At 39.2% G+C, this 15123-nt stretch carries 13 protein-coding genes; 8 read left to right on the top strand and 5 right to left on the bottom strand.

All coding sequences use genetic code 11. The features are described 5' to 3' along the window. Positions 1-142: 142 nt before the first annotated feature. Positions 143-3778, bottom strand: a complete 3636-nt coding sequence (smc, locus tag RMY00_RS21440; RefSeq protein WP_322649471.1) for a chromosome segregation protein SMC — start codon at positions 3776-3778, stop codon at positions 143-145. A gap of 5 nt (positions 3779-3783) precedes the next feature. On the opposite strand from smc, the gene RMY00_RS21445 reads away from it, so the two are divergent. The 3 genes from RMY00_RS21445 to RMY00_RS21455 all read left to right on the top strand — a co-directional run bounded on the left by RMY00_RS21445 (position 3784) and on the right by RMY00_RS21455 (position 4734). Further along, on the top strand, positions 3784-4041 hold the full coding sequence (locus RMY00_RS21445) for a hypothetical protein (protein WP_322649472.1): 258 nt from the start codon (positions 3784-3786) through the stop codon (positions 4039-4041). Between the two features lie 104 nt (positions 4042-4145). Continuing rightward, positions 4146-4496 carry a DUF433 domain-containing protein gene (locus RMY00_RS21450; RefSeq protein WP_322649473.1) on the top strand — a complete coding sequence of 117 codons (351 nt, stop codon included), beginning with the start codon at positions 4146-4148 and terminating at the stop codon, positions 4494-4496. Next, positions 4474-4734 carry a DUF5615 family PIN-like protein gene (locus RMY00_RS21455; RefSeq protein WP_322649474.1) on the top strand — a complete coding sequence of 87 codons (261 nt, stop codon included), beginning with the start codon at positions 4474-4476 and terminating at the stop codon, positions 4732-4734. Before RMY00_RS21450 ends, RMY00_RS21455 begins: the two co-directional genes overlap by 23 nt. 450 nt (positions 4735-5184) lie before the next feature. On the opposite strand, the gene RMY00_RS21460 is transcribed toward RMY00_RS21455, so the two are convergent. After that, positions 5185-5658, bottom strand: coding sequence for a BON domain-containing protein (locus tag RMY00_RS21460; RefSeq protein WP_322649475.1), 474 nt, complete (start codon positions 5656-5658; stop codon positions 5185-5187). A gap of 470 nt (positions 5659-6128) precedes the next feature. Between RMY00_RS21460 and RMY00_RS21465 the strand changes: the two genes are divergently transcribed. From RMY00_RS21465 to RMY00_RS21480, 4 genes are all read left to right on the top strand, one after another. Beyond that, positions 6129-7049 carry a ribonuclease D gene (locus RMY00_RS21465; protein WP_322649476.1) on the top strand — a complete coding sequence of 307 codons (921 nt, stop codon included), beginning with the start codon at positions 6129-6131 and terminating at the stop codon, positions 7047-7049. Positions 7050-7410: 361 nt separating this feature from the next. Further along, positions 7411-8253, top strand: a complete 843-nt coding sequence (locus RMY00_RS21470) for a tetratricopeptide repeat protein (protein ID WP_322649477.1) — start codon at positions 7411-7413, stop codon at positions 8251-8253. A 531-nt stretch (positions 8254-8784) separates the two neighbouring features. Continuing rightward, positions 8785-9018, top strand: a complete 234-nt coding sequence (locus tag RMY00_RS21475) for a hypothetical protein (RefSeq protein ID WP_322649478.1) — start codon at positions 8785-8787, stop codon at positions 9016-9018. 368 nt (positions 9019-9386) lie between these two features. Beyond that, entirely contained in the window at positions 9387-10172 is a 786-nt protein-coding gene (locus RMY00_RS21480; protein ID WP_322649479.1) for a hypothetical protein, read from the top strand. A gap of 89 nt (positions 10173-10261) precedes the next feature. Here RMY00_RS21480 and RMY00_RS21485 read toward each other — a convergent pair whose 3' ends face one another. Both RMY00_RS21485 and RMY00_RS21490 read right to left on the bottom strand, forming a co-directional pair. Next, positions 10262-11830 (bottom strand): sodium:solute symporter family transporter, encoded by a 1569-nt coding sequence (locus tag RMY00_RS21485; protein ID WP_322649480.1) that lies wholly within the window; start codon positions 11828-11830, stop codon positions 10262-10264. A 54-nt stretch (positions 11831-11884) separates the two neighbouring features. Next, complete coding sequence (locus RMY00_RS21490; protein WP_292719479.1) at positions 11885-12160, bottom strand: DUF485 domain-containing protein; 276 nt, start codon at positions 12158-12160, stop codon at positions 11885-11887. A gap of 510 nt (positions 12161-12670) precedes the next feature. Between RMY00_RS21490 and RMY00_RS21495 the strand changes: the two genes are divergently transcribed. After that, positions 12671-13279, top strand: coding sequence for a site-2 protease family protein (locus RMY00_RS21495; protein ID WP_322649481.1), 609 nt, complete (start codon positions 12671-12673; stop codon positions 13277-13279). 287 nt (positions 13280-13566) lie between these two features. Here the strand turns inward: RMY00_RS21495 and RMY00_RS21500 are convergent, their stop codons facing one another. After that, positions 13567-14958: a hypothetical protein gene (locus RMY00_RS21500; protein ID WP_322649482.1), complete on the bottom strand. Its 1392-nt coding sequence runs from the start codon at positions 14956-14958 to the stop codon at positions 13567-13569. Positions 14959-15123: the final 165 nt, after the last annotated feature.

Genomic DNA, 15123 nt, shown 5'->3' on the forward strand with positions numbered 1-15123 from the left:
AACCCCTCTCCAAAGCTCTTGTCCACAGGGAGAGAGGCTGTAATTTTTGCTCTCTTTCCCTGGTAGGGAAGGGTTTGGGAGTTAGGTTTGAGAGAAACTCGCACATTACGTGGTTTATCTATACACTATTATTAACAAAAACTCAAGCAGGTGTATTGGATGATTGTAACTTAATCCCCAAAACTTGAGTGTAAGCTCCTCGTGCTTGAGTAACGCCAATTGTGCGTTCGGCTGATTCTATCATCGGACGACGCAAACTCACAACTATAAATTGCGCTTGTTGTGACTGTTGTTTAATCATTCTAGCTAATCGCTCTACGTTTGCCCCATCTAGGAACATATCTACTTCGTCAAAGGCGTAAAATGGCGATGGACGGTAGCGTTGTAGGGCAAAAATAAAGCTCAAGGCTGTAAGCGATTTTTCTCCCCCAGACATGGAAGCTAGGCGCTGTACGGGTTTACCTTTGGGATGTGCGACTAAATTTAGCCCACTGCTAAAGGGATCTTCGGGGTTTTCGAGTTGCAAGAAGCCGTCGCCGTCTGAAAGAATGGCAAAAATCGATTGAAAGTTTTCGTTAACAGCATCAAAAGCTTCTTTAAAGGCAAGTTGCCGCAATGTGGTAAAGTTTTCAATCCGCAAAAGTAGTTCGGTGCGTTCTCCTTCTAATGTTTCTAATTTTTGCGTCAGTTCTTGGAGACGGTTTTGAGTGCGTTCGTATTCTTCCAACGCCAGCATATTCACAGGTTCCATTGCCTGTAAGCGTTTGGTAAGCGATCGCAATTCTTTCTGCAATTCTTCCAAATCTACCTTATCTGGAACTTCCGGCAAGGGATTTGGCAATTCTGCTCCTACATCCCGCAACTGGCTTTGTAGTGCAATTAGTTCTTCGCGGCGCTTTTCTTGGGTTTCTTGGAGTTTTTGGATTTCCCATTGCAATTGTTGTTGGCGCAAAAGATGCGATCGCACTTCTTGTTCTGTAGCGTCGCGTTTTTGTTTTTCTTCTCCTAAATTTTGCTCCATTTGGCTTAGGTTGGCGCGGGTTTGGGTGATTTGGTCGTCTAGCGTTGTGGTTTGGCTCAAGACGCGATGAATCGCGTCTCTACAAGAGGTTTGTTGGGTTTCGTATTCGGTGATTCGCGTTTCTGCTTCTTGGATTTTTTCTTGTAAACGTTGTTGCTGATTTTCTAAATTTTTTAATCTTTGTTCAGCTTCGCGTAATGTTGTTTCGCGTTGTTGCAATTGTTGCTCTTGAGTTTTAATTGTCGCCTGGATTTGTTGCCATTCGCTGGGGGTTTGGGATGCTTCTAACTCTGCTAAAGCGTGTCGTAATTGTTGCAACTGGGTTTCTTGTCCTGGTAATTCCCGCTCTAAGATTTCTAATCGGGATTGAACTGTGGCTAATTTTTCGCTGTTTTGGGTGAGTTGCGATCGCGTCCCCTCTAGTTGCGCTGTCAAATTCTTAATATCTTTTTGCAACTGTTCCAATTGCAACTGCTGTTCGCGCCGCGCTTGACGCGATTCTGTGAGTTCTTGGGTGAGTTTTTTGGTTCTGGCTGACAAAGTAGCGATCGCTTCTGTACAACGCTCTAAAACTCGTTCAATATCCACCAAGCGAGTTTTTAAAGCGATCGCTTCATCAGATTCTGCCGCTTCCGCATTGCCAAACCGCAACGCTGAACGTTGGGTGTTGCTACCACCAGTCATTGCACCACTGGTTTCTAAAAGTTCCCCGTCTAAGGTAACGATGCGATATAACCCTAAATTTTTCCGCGCCGCTTCCAGGTTGGCAAAAACTACGGTGTTGCCGAAAACATAGCTAAATACATCTTTATAACGGCGATCGCAATCGACTAAGTTCACAGCATAATTAACGAAACCGCTAGCAAAACGCAGCGTTGCATCTTGAGTAAATTTGGGAGCGTGAATTTTATTCAGGGGTAAAAAAGTCGCTCTCCCTGCACGTTTCTGTTTGAGTAGTTCAATCCCTGCGGCGGCGATGCTGTCATCTTCCACTACAATATGTCCCAAGCGTCCACCGGCAGCCATTTCTAAAGCTAGCTGATGGCGGGGTTCTACCTTTGCTAACTGCACAACTAAGCCACAAAGTCCAGGCATTCCCGATTGTAAAATGACTTTACTGGCTTGGGTTCCTTGGACTTCTTGCTGTGCTTGCGCTTGCGCCTCGATTTTATCCAACTGGCGTTGTTTTTCTCGTTGTTCAGAAAGTAACCGTTTTTGAGTTTCCTGTTGGATTTGCAGTTCTTGTTCAGTGGCTGAGAGATTTTGGGCTAAATTTTGGATGGGTTCGCTAGAGGCGTTAAATTCCGTTTCAATTTGACTATAGTCGGTTTGTTTTTGGGCTAATAGCGGTTCGTCACGTTCAATTAACTGGGTTTGCTCTTGGATTAACTGCTGTAACTGATTATTGCGTTCCCTGAGTTGCGCTTGTTCAGTGCGTTGAGGTTCTAGAGTTTGCAGCAAAGTTTCAATTTGACGGTTGAATGCCGTTTGTTGCTGCACCCAGGCTTCCGAGGCTGAGGCGATTTCTGCGGCGGCTTCGCGGGAGGTTTCTAAGGCTTGCTGTGCTTCATTTCTTTGTTGCTGGGAAGAGGCGATGAATCGCGTTTCTACAATTTTGGTTTCGGCAATTTCTTCTAGGGAATGGCGATGTTTTTGAATCTCTTGCTGAGTTTGAAGCAGACGTTTGGCAGTTTCTTGGGAAGTCGTTTGTAATTCCGTTAGCTGACGCTGGAGTTGTTTTCGTTCTGCTTCTTGGGTGGCGAGGGTAGATTGTACTGCCAAAAGCTCCTCTTCTCCCAACGCTTTGACGTGGGCATTGAGTTGTTCAAGTTCAGCAGTTTTTTGGACGATTTCGGAATTTAGATTTGTGAGTTGGGTAGTGAGTTCAGTAGAATTGCGATCGCCTGTTTGAATTTCGTGAACTAACTTTTCTTGTTGTGCTTGTAGCGATCGCCATGATAATACAGCTTCCCAGGATTGTTTCGCTAGAAATTCCGTGCGGAGTTTTTGATATTTCTCAGCTTTAGCCCGATCTTGGGAAAGGCGATCGCGTTGTGCAGTTAATTCTGTTTCAATAATCCGACAGCTATCTTCTTTTTCCTTCACCTCATCTAAAGTTGATTTGGCTTGGATAATTTTGCGATCAAATGCTGCCACCCCAGCCAATTCATCAATAATTTCCCGCCGTTCCCGTGCATTCATCGAAATAATGCTGGTGACATCTCCTTGCAGCACGACATTGTAGCCTTCGGGATAAACCCGCAGGTTACTTAGTTGTTCATGCAACTCCGTCAGCGTGCAAGGTACACCATTGATGTAGTAGTTCGATGTGTAACTTCCTTGGTGAGTGACTCGCAGCCTTCTAGTGACACTCCATTCAGTTGGGGAGTGGGGAGTGGGGAGTGGGGAGTGGGAATTTTCCTGCTCTTCATCTACTTCTTGCGCTGCTTCCTCACTCTGCGCTTTTGCGGCTTTGGGTGAGTCCTCTCCTGACAAATCAAACGTCACTGTGACGCTAGCTTCGATAGAAGCCCGTCCTTTAGAGGTTTGGGTGTTATTTACCAAATCTGGGAGGCGATCGGCTCGCATTCCCTTAGAACTGGAGAGTCCGAGGCAAAATAACAGTGCATCGAGAATATTAGATTTACCCGAACCATTTGGCCCAGATATGACAGTACACCCCGGTAGCAAAGGGACTGAGGTAGTGCCACCGAAGGATTTGAAGTTCGTAAGTTCCACGCGCTTGATATGCACCATAGGCCGTGGTTCGCTGGGCTAATGAAGAACAAGTGTATCAACTAATTAAAAATTCGCAAGAGGGTAGGGGGAAAATTAGAGATTTTCACACTACACACAAGAGAAACGCAGAGAGGGTAGGAGAATTGTGGTTTAGAGAAAAAACAATACTGCTAAAGTTAGCACAAGCACGAGATTTCATTGCAGGCGCTCAAAAGCAACTATATCAAATCATTCCAATTTTAGTTGAGATAACTAACTGCCAAGACGAGCAAGTAATTTAACAAGTTGTTGGCAAAGCGATCGCTATCAATTTATTACTATTTATTGCAAGAATATTTTACAAGTATGTAGGATAATTTTAAGGGTAAATATAATAAAGTAAATTATGCAACTAGAAGATTACTTCGACTTTCAGCGTCCTGATGATATTCGACTCAAAGGTACAAGAGTAGGAATTGAAACTATCCTTTATGATTTCATTCATCGGTGTCGGACTCCAGAGGAAATTTTCCAAAGTTATCCATCAGTAACTTTAGAGCAAGTATATGCAACCATTCTTTATTACCTGCATAACAAAGAAGCAGTAAGTGCTTACATAGCTAATTGGCTAGAACATAGTCATCGAATGCGAGAAGAACAGCGACGCAATCCGCCACCAGTTGTAACTAAATTGCTAAAACTGAAAGCTGAAAGAGAAGCAATGAAAAAAATACATGACTCTCAAATATCTTCTTGATGAAAATGTTGATAAAGTCTATAACCGCAAGTTTCTCCAACGCAACCCTACTTTAATGATGTGGGTGGTTGGTGATCCTGGCGCTCCTCCTAGAGGCACATTAGATCCAGAAATATTATGCTGGTGTGAAGAATATAACTTTATTTTAGTCACAAACAACCGTACATCTATGCCTGTACATTTAGCTGAACATATCGCGCAAGGCCGTAATATACCAGGTATTTTTATTTTGAATTAGAAATTAACCATCGGTCAGACTATTAGTGAATTAAGTCTAATTGCTCAAGCATCTTTTAATGATGAATATCAAAACCAAATTATTAATTTGCCACTACTTTAATAACAATGTCACAGAATTAGCTGCTACGGATTCTCATCAGGTAATAGTACAATGTCTAAGCTAGTTTTGAGGCTAAAAACTCAAACTGACGTAAGTTGGATTTAGTTCCTCAACCTAACATTATCAAAGCTTTGTTGGGTTTCGCTGCCTGAGATCAAAACACTTGTAAAGACGACGATTTATCGCGTCTTAAAAACCCAAGATTTTGTACAAGTAGTGCTTAACTGAACCGCATTGTTATATAAGCAAAAAAACAGGACTTACATCTGCGTAAGTCCTGTTTAAATTTTCTGATGATGTAAGCTGATTTAACTAGTTCACGGTTAACTGAGAACTTCAGTTATTCTTTTATGGCTTTTTCCCAGCTTCAACTTTTGCTTCTACTTTCACTGTCTTCACACCTTGAACTTCTTTAGTCAAGGTTTCAGCTTTCTTGAGTTCTTCAGCAGAAGTTGCTGTGCCTTTGAGGATGATTTCACCCTCTTTGTTTTCAACTTGTAACTTATTGCCTGGTAAGCCTTTATTCAACTTTTCGCTCACTTCAGTTTTCAAGTTGCCCTTAGCTTTTGTTGCTGCGGTTTTTCCAAAATCGGTTTGAACTTTAGTATCTGTACTAGCCGCTAAAGGAGTCGTTTGTGTTCCTGGAATTTTGGCAATAGTTTTATCCACAGTTTGATTTATCTGAGAAGCTGGTGTTGCTGGTGATTGAGCGGCTTCATTAGTAGTGCTAGAAGTTTCTGAACCAGTTTTAGTAGCCTCTTGACAGCCAAAAGTACCAACTACCAAAATGCTACTAATTAGTAATAGAATTAGCTTTTTCATTATCTTCTCCAAATTGAATACTAGAAGCGATTAATTGAAGTGTGTGTGATAGTGAGGAGCAGATGTTAAAAAGTAATTAAATGTGAAGTAGCAAAAGTCTCTAAGCAATTGCTCAGGTTATTGGAAATTGAAACTTAGACGATTTCTTGAGGCTAAGATTTTGCAGCCATTCTTGAGAAGCGCCAATTCAATTTTCCTAATGGTTGCTAAACAGTATGCCTCTGCATACAGTCTATAGCTCTCTATGAATTTAATGTAGATGCCCAGTAGCTCTTTCGGTGGTAGACTGTGCAGCCTGACAGTAGTGACTCGATGTTATCAGATTTAAGTCAGTTTGGCGATATCTAAGCCTATGCAACTTAAAACTTCAGCGTTTTTGGAATTCTGTGGCAGCAAAATTACCAACAAAATGTTACTTTAGAAAACTATGGCTTACTTACAATGCTCCAAATATCAGGAAATATTAGCCAATGCCATACCTTACTTCCGCCCGCGAAATTAGTGCCATTGTCGCTGAATATACCAATGCTAAAACGCTGTGGATAGATACAGAAGTTGCTGACTATAAAAGCCGTAATCCCCGACTATCGCTGATTCAGGTATTAGATAATCCCAAAGATATGAGTGGCGATCGCGTCTACCTTTTAGATGTCCTAGATCAGCCTAGTATTATAGCTGAATTTATTGAAAAAATTATGATAAATTCTGCCATTGAAAAAGTTTTTCACAACGCAAGTTATGATCTAAAACTTCTCGGTAACAAGAAAGCTAAAAATGTTACTTGTACTTTAGATATAGCAAAAAAAATTCCCTACTATCTTTTACCATTACCTAATTACCAACTCAAAACCATAGCTACATCACTTTGTAGCTTTAACAATATCGAGAAACAAGAGCAAACAAGCGATTGGAGCAAACGTCCTCTAACTGAAGAACAGATAGAGTATGCTTACTTAGATTGTATTTATCTTGCTCAAATTCACTCAAATTTGTTAGATTTACAAGCCCAAGCCAGTCCCGATCCCGCAACGGAAGACTTAATATCACTAAGTAGCAGATACTCGCAACTTGAGCAACAATACAAGTTGTTGAATTCAGAATTTGAGCATTTGCAAGAACGGATGAAAAAAGCCATGCAAGCTCAAAATATATCTGAAACTGCCTATTATAAACTGACTAGTTATGAGCGGACTACAGTCAAAGCTACTTTTACAGAATTAGCAAGGGTAACCCAAAATGAAGGTATTAATTTAGATTTTCCAATCACACTTACTCAGAAACTTCAAAAAGATTTAGGGCAAAATCTGGAACACCTCTCTGTAGATATTGAAAAAACCATCTCTTGGCGGCTAAATCCCAAAAATCAAGAAGGTGATATTGAGGAGGAGTAAATTGTTTAGATAGCTACAAATACCAAAATTTATAGAGTTATTATCTTAGAATAAATCTTAATATTTATTTTTTTCAAAGAGTATTCTAAAAAACATGAACAACAGTAGGTTACTGCTCACAAATCAATTGTCAAGAATTACAGAGATGAAAATAGCAAACAGCCAAAATGACAAGTTTTATACTTTATATTTTATGATTTTCCCTTAATATAAGTATTAAATAAATTTATTGAATATCAAGGAAATTTATAACTTAGTTTTAAATGTCTATCCAAAGTTAAAATAACTATTGAGTTAAAGAATTAAAATCTAGATTTTGGTACTAATTGCGTTCAGGTGTTATGGCAGTTTATATTAAATTATGAGACGGCGTTTATTTAAACAAAAGCAAACAAAGGTAAATCAAGTATTTACCATAGCTATTTTTACTACATTAACAGCAATTAGCAGTGTTTCTTGTAGTAAGAATGACAATGTTTTGGTAACAGAAATAGGAGTCAGTCAACCTAGCCGTCGTTCAGCTACAGCATTCAAAGGTGGGGAATTTTATCTTCAGGGAAAGAATCAGCATTTAAACGGCGATTTACAAGCTGCGATCGCTTCTTATGGTAAGGCAATTGCTCAAAACTCTCAATATGGCGCAGCCTACAACGGCCGGGGATTAGTCTACTTTGATTTGGGAGACAAGGAAAAAGCGATCGCAGATTATAATCAAGCACTTAAAATTAACCCTAACGACGCGGAAGCCTACAATAACCTGGGAAATGCCCGCGCCTCACTAGGAAATAACAGAGAAGCAGTCAAAGATTACAGTGAAGCAATTCGCCTAAATCCCAATTATGCCGAAGCTTACAATAACCGAGGAAATGCCCACGCCACCTTGGGAGAAAAAAGAGGGGCGCTAGATGATTTTGACCAAGCAATTCTCCTCAACCCCCAATATGCGATCGCTTATAATAACCGAGGAAATGCCCGTGCTGCCAATGGAGAGCCACAGGGTGCGATCGAAGATTACAATCAAGCCATTCGCCTCAACCCTAACTTTGGCGCTGCCCATAATAACCGGGGAAATGCCCGCGCCACCAATGGAGACAAGCAGGGAGCGCTTAAAGACTTACAACAAGCAGCAAGCATCTTTCAAAGTCAGGGTAACAACGATTTATATGAACAAGTGATGAAAAATATCAAAGAACTTGGGCAGTAGGCAAAAGCAGGGTTTTAGTTAAAAGCGAACATATCCCTGCCGAGTTATCTTGTCGAACAACAATTTATTTGTCGTGTTATCAAATTAATTAATGTCGTTAAACTTTTAAACTAATGGTGGATCAAGCGAGCGACATTAATGTATTAACGACGACAAATAATTTTTTATTTTACAACTACCCCTAGCGCAGATGAGAGTGCGATCGCCTGATTCATCCTACTACTCCTCAATGGCATTGAAAGGCTGCAATCCTTTCTTTTACAGCTTTTAGCTTTTCAAGCGTGCCATTTGCTTTTGACCTAGTTACCATTAATATTCGACTAAAAATAAATTAATTATGTCCCTTTTAGATTATGTAATGATTGCCAAACTATGCAGTAATAATGCTAGTTTGTAAAAAATAGTCAATATTCAAGATAAATTAAACAACAAATTATTTTAAAAACGTTGTTTAAGTTCTTGACTTCAGAAAGAAGCTTGTGTACTTAGAGATTCTTTCTTCTTGATACTAATTAAATTGAGGTTAAACAGATGGAAAATCTAAACCTAGAAAATTTGGATAACGAACTAATTAGTTTTGATTTAAGTCCAGAAGACATGGAGGCAATTAAAGGTGGTACAAGCGTGCCAGTAGATACATCGAGTAGTAGTAAGTGTCCATCCCCTCCGAAGCACCCTTTTGGAATTCTAATAGTTGCAGTACCACCCAAGCACCCTTTTGGAATTCTAATAGTTGCAGTACCATCCAAATCCAAAGACGACTAATCATTAAATTAAAAAATTAAGTTTAAGAGGATGAATGAACAAGTCTAATTTATTACTACCCCTGGTGACTATAAATCCCGGCTACATGAGACTTTATTCACCTCTGTGGGTTTAAAACCCTTAATTTTTATTAGTTTGCGTAGAGAGAAGTCTGAGCGCCGACTTCCGGCGTTCAGAACTTTAAAGCTGACTTGTCTGCTCCCCACTACGCGAACGTTTGTGTAATAGCGAATTAAATTCGCCCAAGACTCTTCAAATATCCTTTAAGGTTTGTATTTACACTTATGCTTTAAGAGCTATGTGCTGCTAATAATTATCCAATCATGGGTAGTAATTATACTAAATATAGTTTTTTTAAGATAAAATATATGAACAATGTTAGTGAATTGGCGCTCAATTATTTACAACGTTATAACTGCCAAATTCTTGAAGATTATCAAAGTGTTTTAAGACAGGCTTGTGAAATTCATCCACCACCACACGGTATGGCATGGTACGGTAATTCCTATCGTCAGTTTGCTCGTAATGCTGAGTGGTTCTCTAATTCCCTGGTTACTAACGTCGTTGAAGAAGGAACTGGTTCTAAACAAGTTTGGCAATTCTCTGAGCAGATCAAAAATCAGGAGTTTGCCCAGTTGGTGAGAAATCACTCGATTGATGAGTCACGACACTCACTAATGTTTGTAGCACTGTTGAATATTATTTTTCCGACGAAAATAGAAGCAGATTTCCGCACACAGTTGAAAGCTTTTTCTCCGCAATACTATCACCACAAGCATCCGCCTCTAGTACCTATTTCTTCAGCTAAAATAATGGATGATTTGTTGGTGATGGATGAGATTATCCAAATCAATCTCTTAGAAATTCGGGCATTGATCCTACAATTATTGTTGCGTCCAGTACTGCAAGCATATTCTACACCTAAGGATTTAGCAAAAGTAACTCGAATGTCTGATTTGTTGATTTTCGATGAAACTAAGCATATTGAGTACTCTGGTTACTGTATTGGTAAGTACATGGAGCAAGGTCATGGCTCTTGGGTGCGGGAAATGATGATTTACCGTCAAAAAACTGTTAATGAAATGTTTTTAGAAGATATAGAATTAGCAGATTCTGTTGGCACTACTATTTTACGGACACAAGATCGCTCGTAACTTCTTAAGTTTACCTAGCCCAACAAATGAGTTTCCACAGTAGTTCTGAGCGGCTTTCGCCGCTTAGACTTGTTTATGCTTTGACAAAATCACATGCCAGAACCAATATGGATGCGATCTTCAACTTCCGCAAACTTTTCCTGTGCCTGCTGTTCAGTATTCAATAGTGAAACGACGATCGCTACAATAAACGCCAGTGGGATACTGATTAATCCAGGATTTTTCAACGGAAAGGGTGCAGAAGCGTGCTTGAGAATCGTTACTTGAATACTGGGTGACAAATAAATCAGCACTAAAGAGGAGATAGTACCCACTAATATACTCGCAACCGCACCGTTGGTCGTGAAGCGTCGCCAAAGCATGGATAAGAGCAATGCTGGGAAGTTTGCACTAGCAGCGATCGCAAATGCTAAACCTACCATATAAGCCACGTTTTGCCCTTTAAACAAAATGCCCAGGAATATCGCTACTAACCCCAAAAGCATTGTTGCACCGCGAGCCACCTTCAACTGTTCTGACTCGTCAGCATGACCTGATCGCACCACATTCACCCACAAATCGTGAGACAATGCAGCTGCACCTGAGAGTGTCAACCCAGCGACAACTGCCAAAATAGTCGCAAAGGAAACAGCAGCAATAAAGCCTAAGAAAGCATCACCACCGAGAAATTCTGCCAACATCGGCGCAGCCATATTACCACCAGTACCAATTTGCTTGATGGCATCTTGACCTACTAATACCATTGCTCCAAAGCCTAAGATGAAGGTAAGGAGATAAAAAATGCCAATAATAGCTGTGGCGTAAGTAACAGAAAGCCGCGCTGCTTTGGCATCGGGTACTGTGTAAAAACGCATTAGGATGTGGGGTAATCCAGCAGTGCCGAACATCAACGACATCCCTAAAGAGATCGCATCCAAGGGATCAGAAACTAGTTTCCCTGGAGCTAATACACCTGTATACTTTTCAGATGCAGCAGCGAAAAGAGCGATCGGGTTAAAACCAAATTGTGCCAGTACCAAGATAGCTAGCAAAATCGTTCCGCCAAGCAACAAAACTGCTTTGATAATTTGTACCCAAGTGGTGGCAATCATCCCGCCAAAAATCACATAAGCCATCATCACACAACCGACGATGACCACAGCTAATTCGTAATCAAAGCCAAACAATAGTTTGATTAGCTCACCAGCGCCTACCATCTGGGCAATTAAGTAAAAGCTAATCACTACCAAGGTTCCAATAGCAGAGGCAATACGTACAGGTTTTTGCTGTAAGCGATAAGCTACTACATCAGCAAAAGTGTATTTACCTAAATTACGTAATGGTTCTGCAATTAAGAACATCACAATCGGCCAACCCACCAAGAAGCCGATAGAATAAATTAAGCCGTCAAAGCCGTTGAGTGCCACCAGCCCAGCGATACCTAAAAAGCTAGCTGCACTCATGAAGTCTCCTGCTAGGGCCAGCCCATTTTGGAAACCGCTAATCTTACCGCCAGCTGTATAGAACTGTGCCGTATTTTTGGTGAGCTTTGCCGCCCAATAGGTAATGCCTAGAGAACTTACAACAAACAGAAAGAAGAAAGCGATCGCCAACGGGTTAAACTTACCAAGACTGGTAATATCCGCCGCTAGTGGCAGATCCAACCACACACTATTCATGCTTTTTTTGGTTTAATATTTTGGATTTGGGACTAGAAATTGCTAATAGCTAATTTACTTGCGTGTCAGCCTTGCGATTTGGTCATCGTAACTACTATTTGCCCAACGCACATAGATAAAAATTAATACCCATGCTGAGACAATTACCAATGCCCCCAGTAAAATTCCCAGGCTAAGACCAGGAAATACTAATGACCCCAACAGGGGCTTATTGAATGCGATTAATAGGATAAAGCCAAAGTAAATAAACATCATGGCTCCACTGAGAATCAGGGATACGCGCCAGCGTTCAGCTGCGAGAGCCTGGAGAGCCTTTGTGCGATCGTTCATGTCTTCCTTTAGGTTGAGAAGATTAGGTCAGATTGTCTCATTGAAGTTGATTTTTGCATAATTTTCTTAAAGATTATTAGTAAATCTATTGCCATATCAAGTAATAAAACTAACTTTGCCTGATATACCAAAATAACAAGACAATAACGGCTCTGTTTTGAGTCAGAGAAACAAATTAGGCACAAAAAAGGCTCATCTATCTGTGCTTTGTGAAAATCACAAAATATAGTGCTTAATTATACTTTAACAATAAATTAATATTTAATAAATTAAATTTTTAGATACTAAAAAACAAAATAAATACGTAGTTATTCCCAGGTTTTAAAATTTTTAAAGTGTTATAAACCGATTTTTTTAAGCTATCAAATCAACTGAGATTAATAAAAGTAGCAAATTTAAATTTATAAAATATACCAAAAATTACAGTAATAGCTAAGTAATATTTTTAATAAAATTTATACCAAAAGATTGTTATTACACAGATAGGGAATTACCAAAATTTAGTAACGTATGTTTATCGAAACACTAATCACAAACCCGATTCATTTTTTCAGAATCGTTGTAATTGTCATATTCTCCATTACTTTGCATGAACTTGCTCACGGCTGGGCTGCGATGAGTCAGGGAGATAACACTCCCCAACAAACTGGTCATCTGACGCTTAATCCTGTAGTTCACATGGGTAAAGAATCGCTAATCTTTCTCTGTCTTATGGGTATAGCTTGGGGACAAATGCCCGTCAACCCATCTAAGTTTCGTTCTGGTAAACTAGGCAATATTTTGGTATCAGCCGCAGGCCCCTTGTCGAATCTGGCTTTAGGCATTCTATTTATTGTATTGCTCAAACTTTTCTTTAACCCTAGTCTTTCAGGACTCTTTAGTGTCGAATTTCTTTACCTAGCGGCTCGGATTAATTTAACGTTATTTCTATTTAATCTGCTGCCAATTCCACCACTCGACGGCTTTCATGTCTTCAGTGAAATTTTTCCTCAACTAAAGCCACTACAATATAGTCAATTCGGACTCTTTGCCATGATGCTCCTATTTTTAATTCCAGGTTTGGGAAGAGGGCTTGGTAGTATCGCTGATTTATTTATCCGGTCAGGTTTGGGGATGTAAACAGTAAATTTTCAGGCAAATTTTTAATAAAAATTTAAAAGCCATTTACTACAGTCTTTTTTTATTATTGTCTTTACAGATTATAGCCAGTTTTATTAGAACTATGTCTTCATACACAAGTCCAATTAATTCTGCGATACGCCCAAACTCTAGCTTTATTTCAGGAAACCCATAGAATTGCTATAGCAATCCTGAATCATCCGTAAGAGACAAAAACCCCGACTTATTTGAGCAGTCGGGGTTCTACTTATTGCGTATACCAATCTTATTTAATTTGTATATACAATCTAATTCTCTACACCAACAGAAATAAGTTTGCTATAATATTCAGTTTTGGCATAGATACTGATAATACTATCACCAACTGCAAAAAAATTACCTTGTTGCTCATCTTTAGAAAATTGCAAATTGGGATATTTAATAGCAGCTTCTTCAGCAGTCATAGATTTTGCTTCCATCTTATTTGGCAATACTCCAATACAACCAATATAAAATACTAAGGGAGAAATTTTGTCATGGTAAATTTTTTCTACATATTGTTCTAGCTTATTATTTGCCGTTGTCAAAGCTGCAATCATTTCCTCCTTGCTGATCTGTTTTCCAGCTTGTTTATCTTGCAATAACTGCGCCAAACTATCAGCATCAACTTTCTTAAGAATATTTGCGACTATGCCATTTTGCTCAAGCCCCAGAAAATCATCAAAAATTGGTTTCATCAACTCGTCAACTTTTGTAATCTTGGTGCGTGATGATAGTAGCCTGTGCCTAACAGCGAGATTTTCATTCAATGCGATCGCAAAACTAGGCTTGATGATAATTTCACCAGTAATTTTATCATAAAGACGATACATTTTACTTAAAAACTTGTTAGCAGAAGGCAACTTACTCAAATTCAGAATATTTTGACTGCCGATGTCAATTTTATAACTAATTTTTGACTCAATAGTACCATTAACTAAGGCTTCATGGATGTCAGTATATTCGTTCGTTGTAGGGAAATTGATGTAAACATTTTTAGAGAGATAGTGCTTTTTAAACTCATCTAATTGTCCTGCTACAAATACATCTGACTCCTTTCTTAAGTAAGCAGAAATAATACTAGTCAGTACTTTAATTTCTGCAAGCTCATTGAATAGTCCATCAATACTGCTATAATGACTATTTGCAGCTACAAGCGGCAAGTTATTTAACTCAATGGTATACTCAGCACGGAAGTCAAAATCTTCTGCATCCAACACACCTTTTTCTTTGAGCAAATCAAAGGCTTTTTTACTGCTGATTTTGACTTTTAAGGACTTGACATTTATTTTGCCGTCACTAACAATTGTGTAATTATTAAAGCTATTTAGGTCATTTACTAGTAAACCTGCTACCTCAATAGTGGGGGTTTTATCTTCAAATTTTGCTAGTTTGACTTTACGTTTGATAAGCATATTGATAGTAGCGGTATTGCGATTAAATTGAAACTCGCCCATACCAACATACTCAACATTATCGATATTTTCTGTTCGTAACCAAGGCTGAAGTAGTTCTCCATTTTCGTTTCTCACACCTTTAACGCGCTTGATACCTGTTCTTTGATAATGTTCTTGTAGGTGCTTGATATTGACGATAATATTGTCGCGATACTGTGCAAAAATTTGGATTAGTTCTACGAGAGAAATTTTATTATTCGTCATATTGCTACCTTCCATATATAGGTTAAGAATTTTTTAAAGGCTGTTAAACTGGGCAAAATTGAAGGGCAAACCCACAATAAATTGACGCCAAAATGCTAAATTTGGCATATACCACACAACTATTGTGTGTTCATGATTGCATTCACGAACTAGCTAATATTGAGT

The sequence above is a fragment of the Nostoc sp. ChiVER01 genome (assembly GCF_034531155.1).
In the GTDB taxonomy this organism is placed as follows: Bacteria; Cyanobacteriota; Cyanobacteriia; order Cyanobacteriales; family Nostocaceae; genus Nostoc.

Excerpts from the sequence above, each read along its gene's own strand:
- RMY00_RS21495 (WP_322649481.1), top strand. The coding sequence starts at position 12,671 with ATGTTTATCGAAACACTAATCACAAACCCGATTCATTTTTTCAGAATC.
- RMY00_RS21470 (WP_322649477.1), top strand. The coding sequence starts at position 7,411 with ATGAGACGGCGTTTATTTAAACAAAAGCAAACAAAGGTAAATCAAGTA.
- RMY00_RS21450 (WP_322649473.1), top strand. The coding sequence starts at position 4,146 with ATGCAACTAGAAGATTACTTCGACTTTCAGCGTCCTGATGATATTCGA.
- RMY00_RS21480 (WP_322649479.1), top strand. The coding sequence starts at position 9,387 with ATGAACAATGTTAGTGAATTGGCGCTCAATTATTTACAACGTTATAAC.
- RMY00_RS21490 (WP_292719479.1), bottom strand. The coding sequence starts at position 12,160 with ATGAACGATCGCACAAAGGCTCTCCAGGCTCTCGCAGCTGAACGCTGG.
- RMY00_RS21485 (WP_322649480.1), bottom strand. The coding sequence starts at position 11,830 with ATGAATAGTGTGTGGTTGGATCTGCCACTAGCGGCGGATATTACCAGT.
- RMY00_RS21455 (WP_322649474.1), top strand. The coding sequence starts at position 4,474 with ATGACTCTCAAATATCTTCTTGATGAAAATGTTGATAAAGTCTATAAC.
- RMY00_RS21500 (WP_322649482.1), bottom strand. The coding sequence starts at position 14,958 with ATGACGAATAATAAAATTTCTCTCGTAGAACTAATCCAAATTTTTGCA.
- RMY00_RS21465 (WP_322649476.1), top strand. The coding sequence starts at position 6,129 with ATGCCATACCTTACTTCCGCCCGCGAAATTAGTGCCATTGTCGCTGAA.
- RMY00_RS21460 (WP_322649475.1), bottom strand. The coding sequence starts at position 5,658 with ATGAAAAAGCTAATTCTATTACTAATTAGTAGCATTTTGGTAGTTGGT.
- RMY00_RS21475 (WP_322649478.1), top strand. The coding sequence starts at position 8,785 with ATGGAAAATCTAAACCTAGAAAATTTGGATAACGAACTAATTAGTTTT.
- smc (WP_322649471.1), bottom strand. The coding sequence starts at position 3,778 with ATGGTGCATATCAAGCGCGTGGAACTTACGAACTTCAAATCCTTCGGT.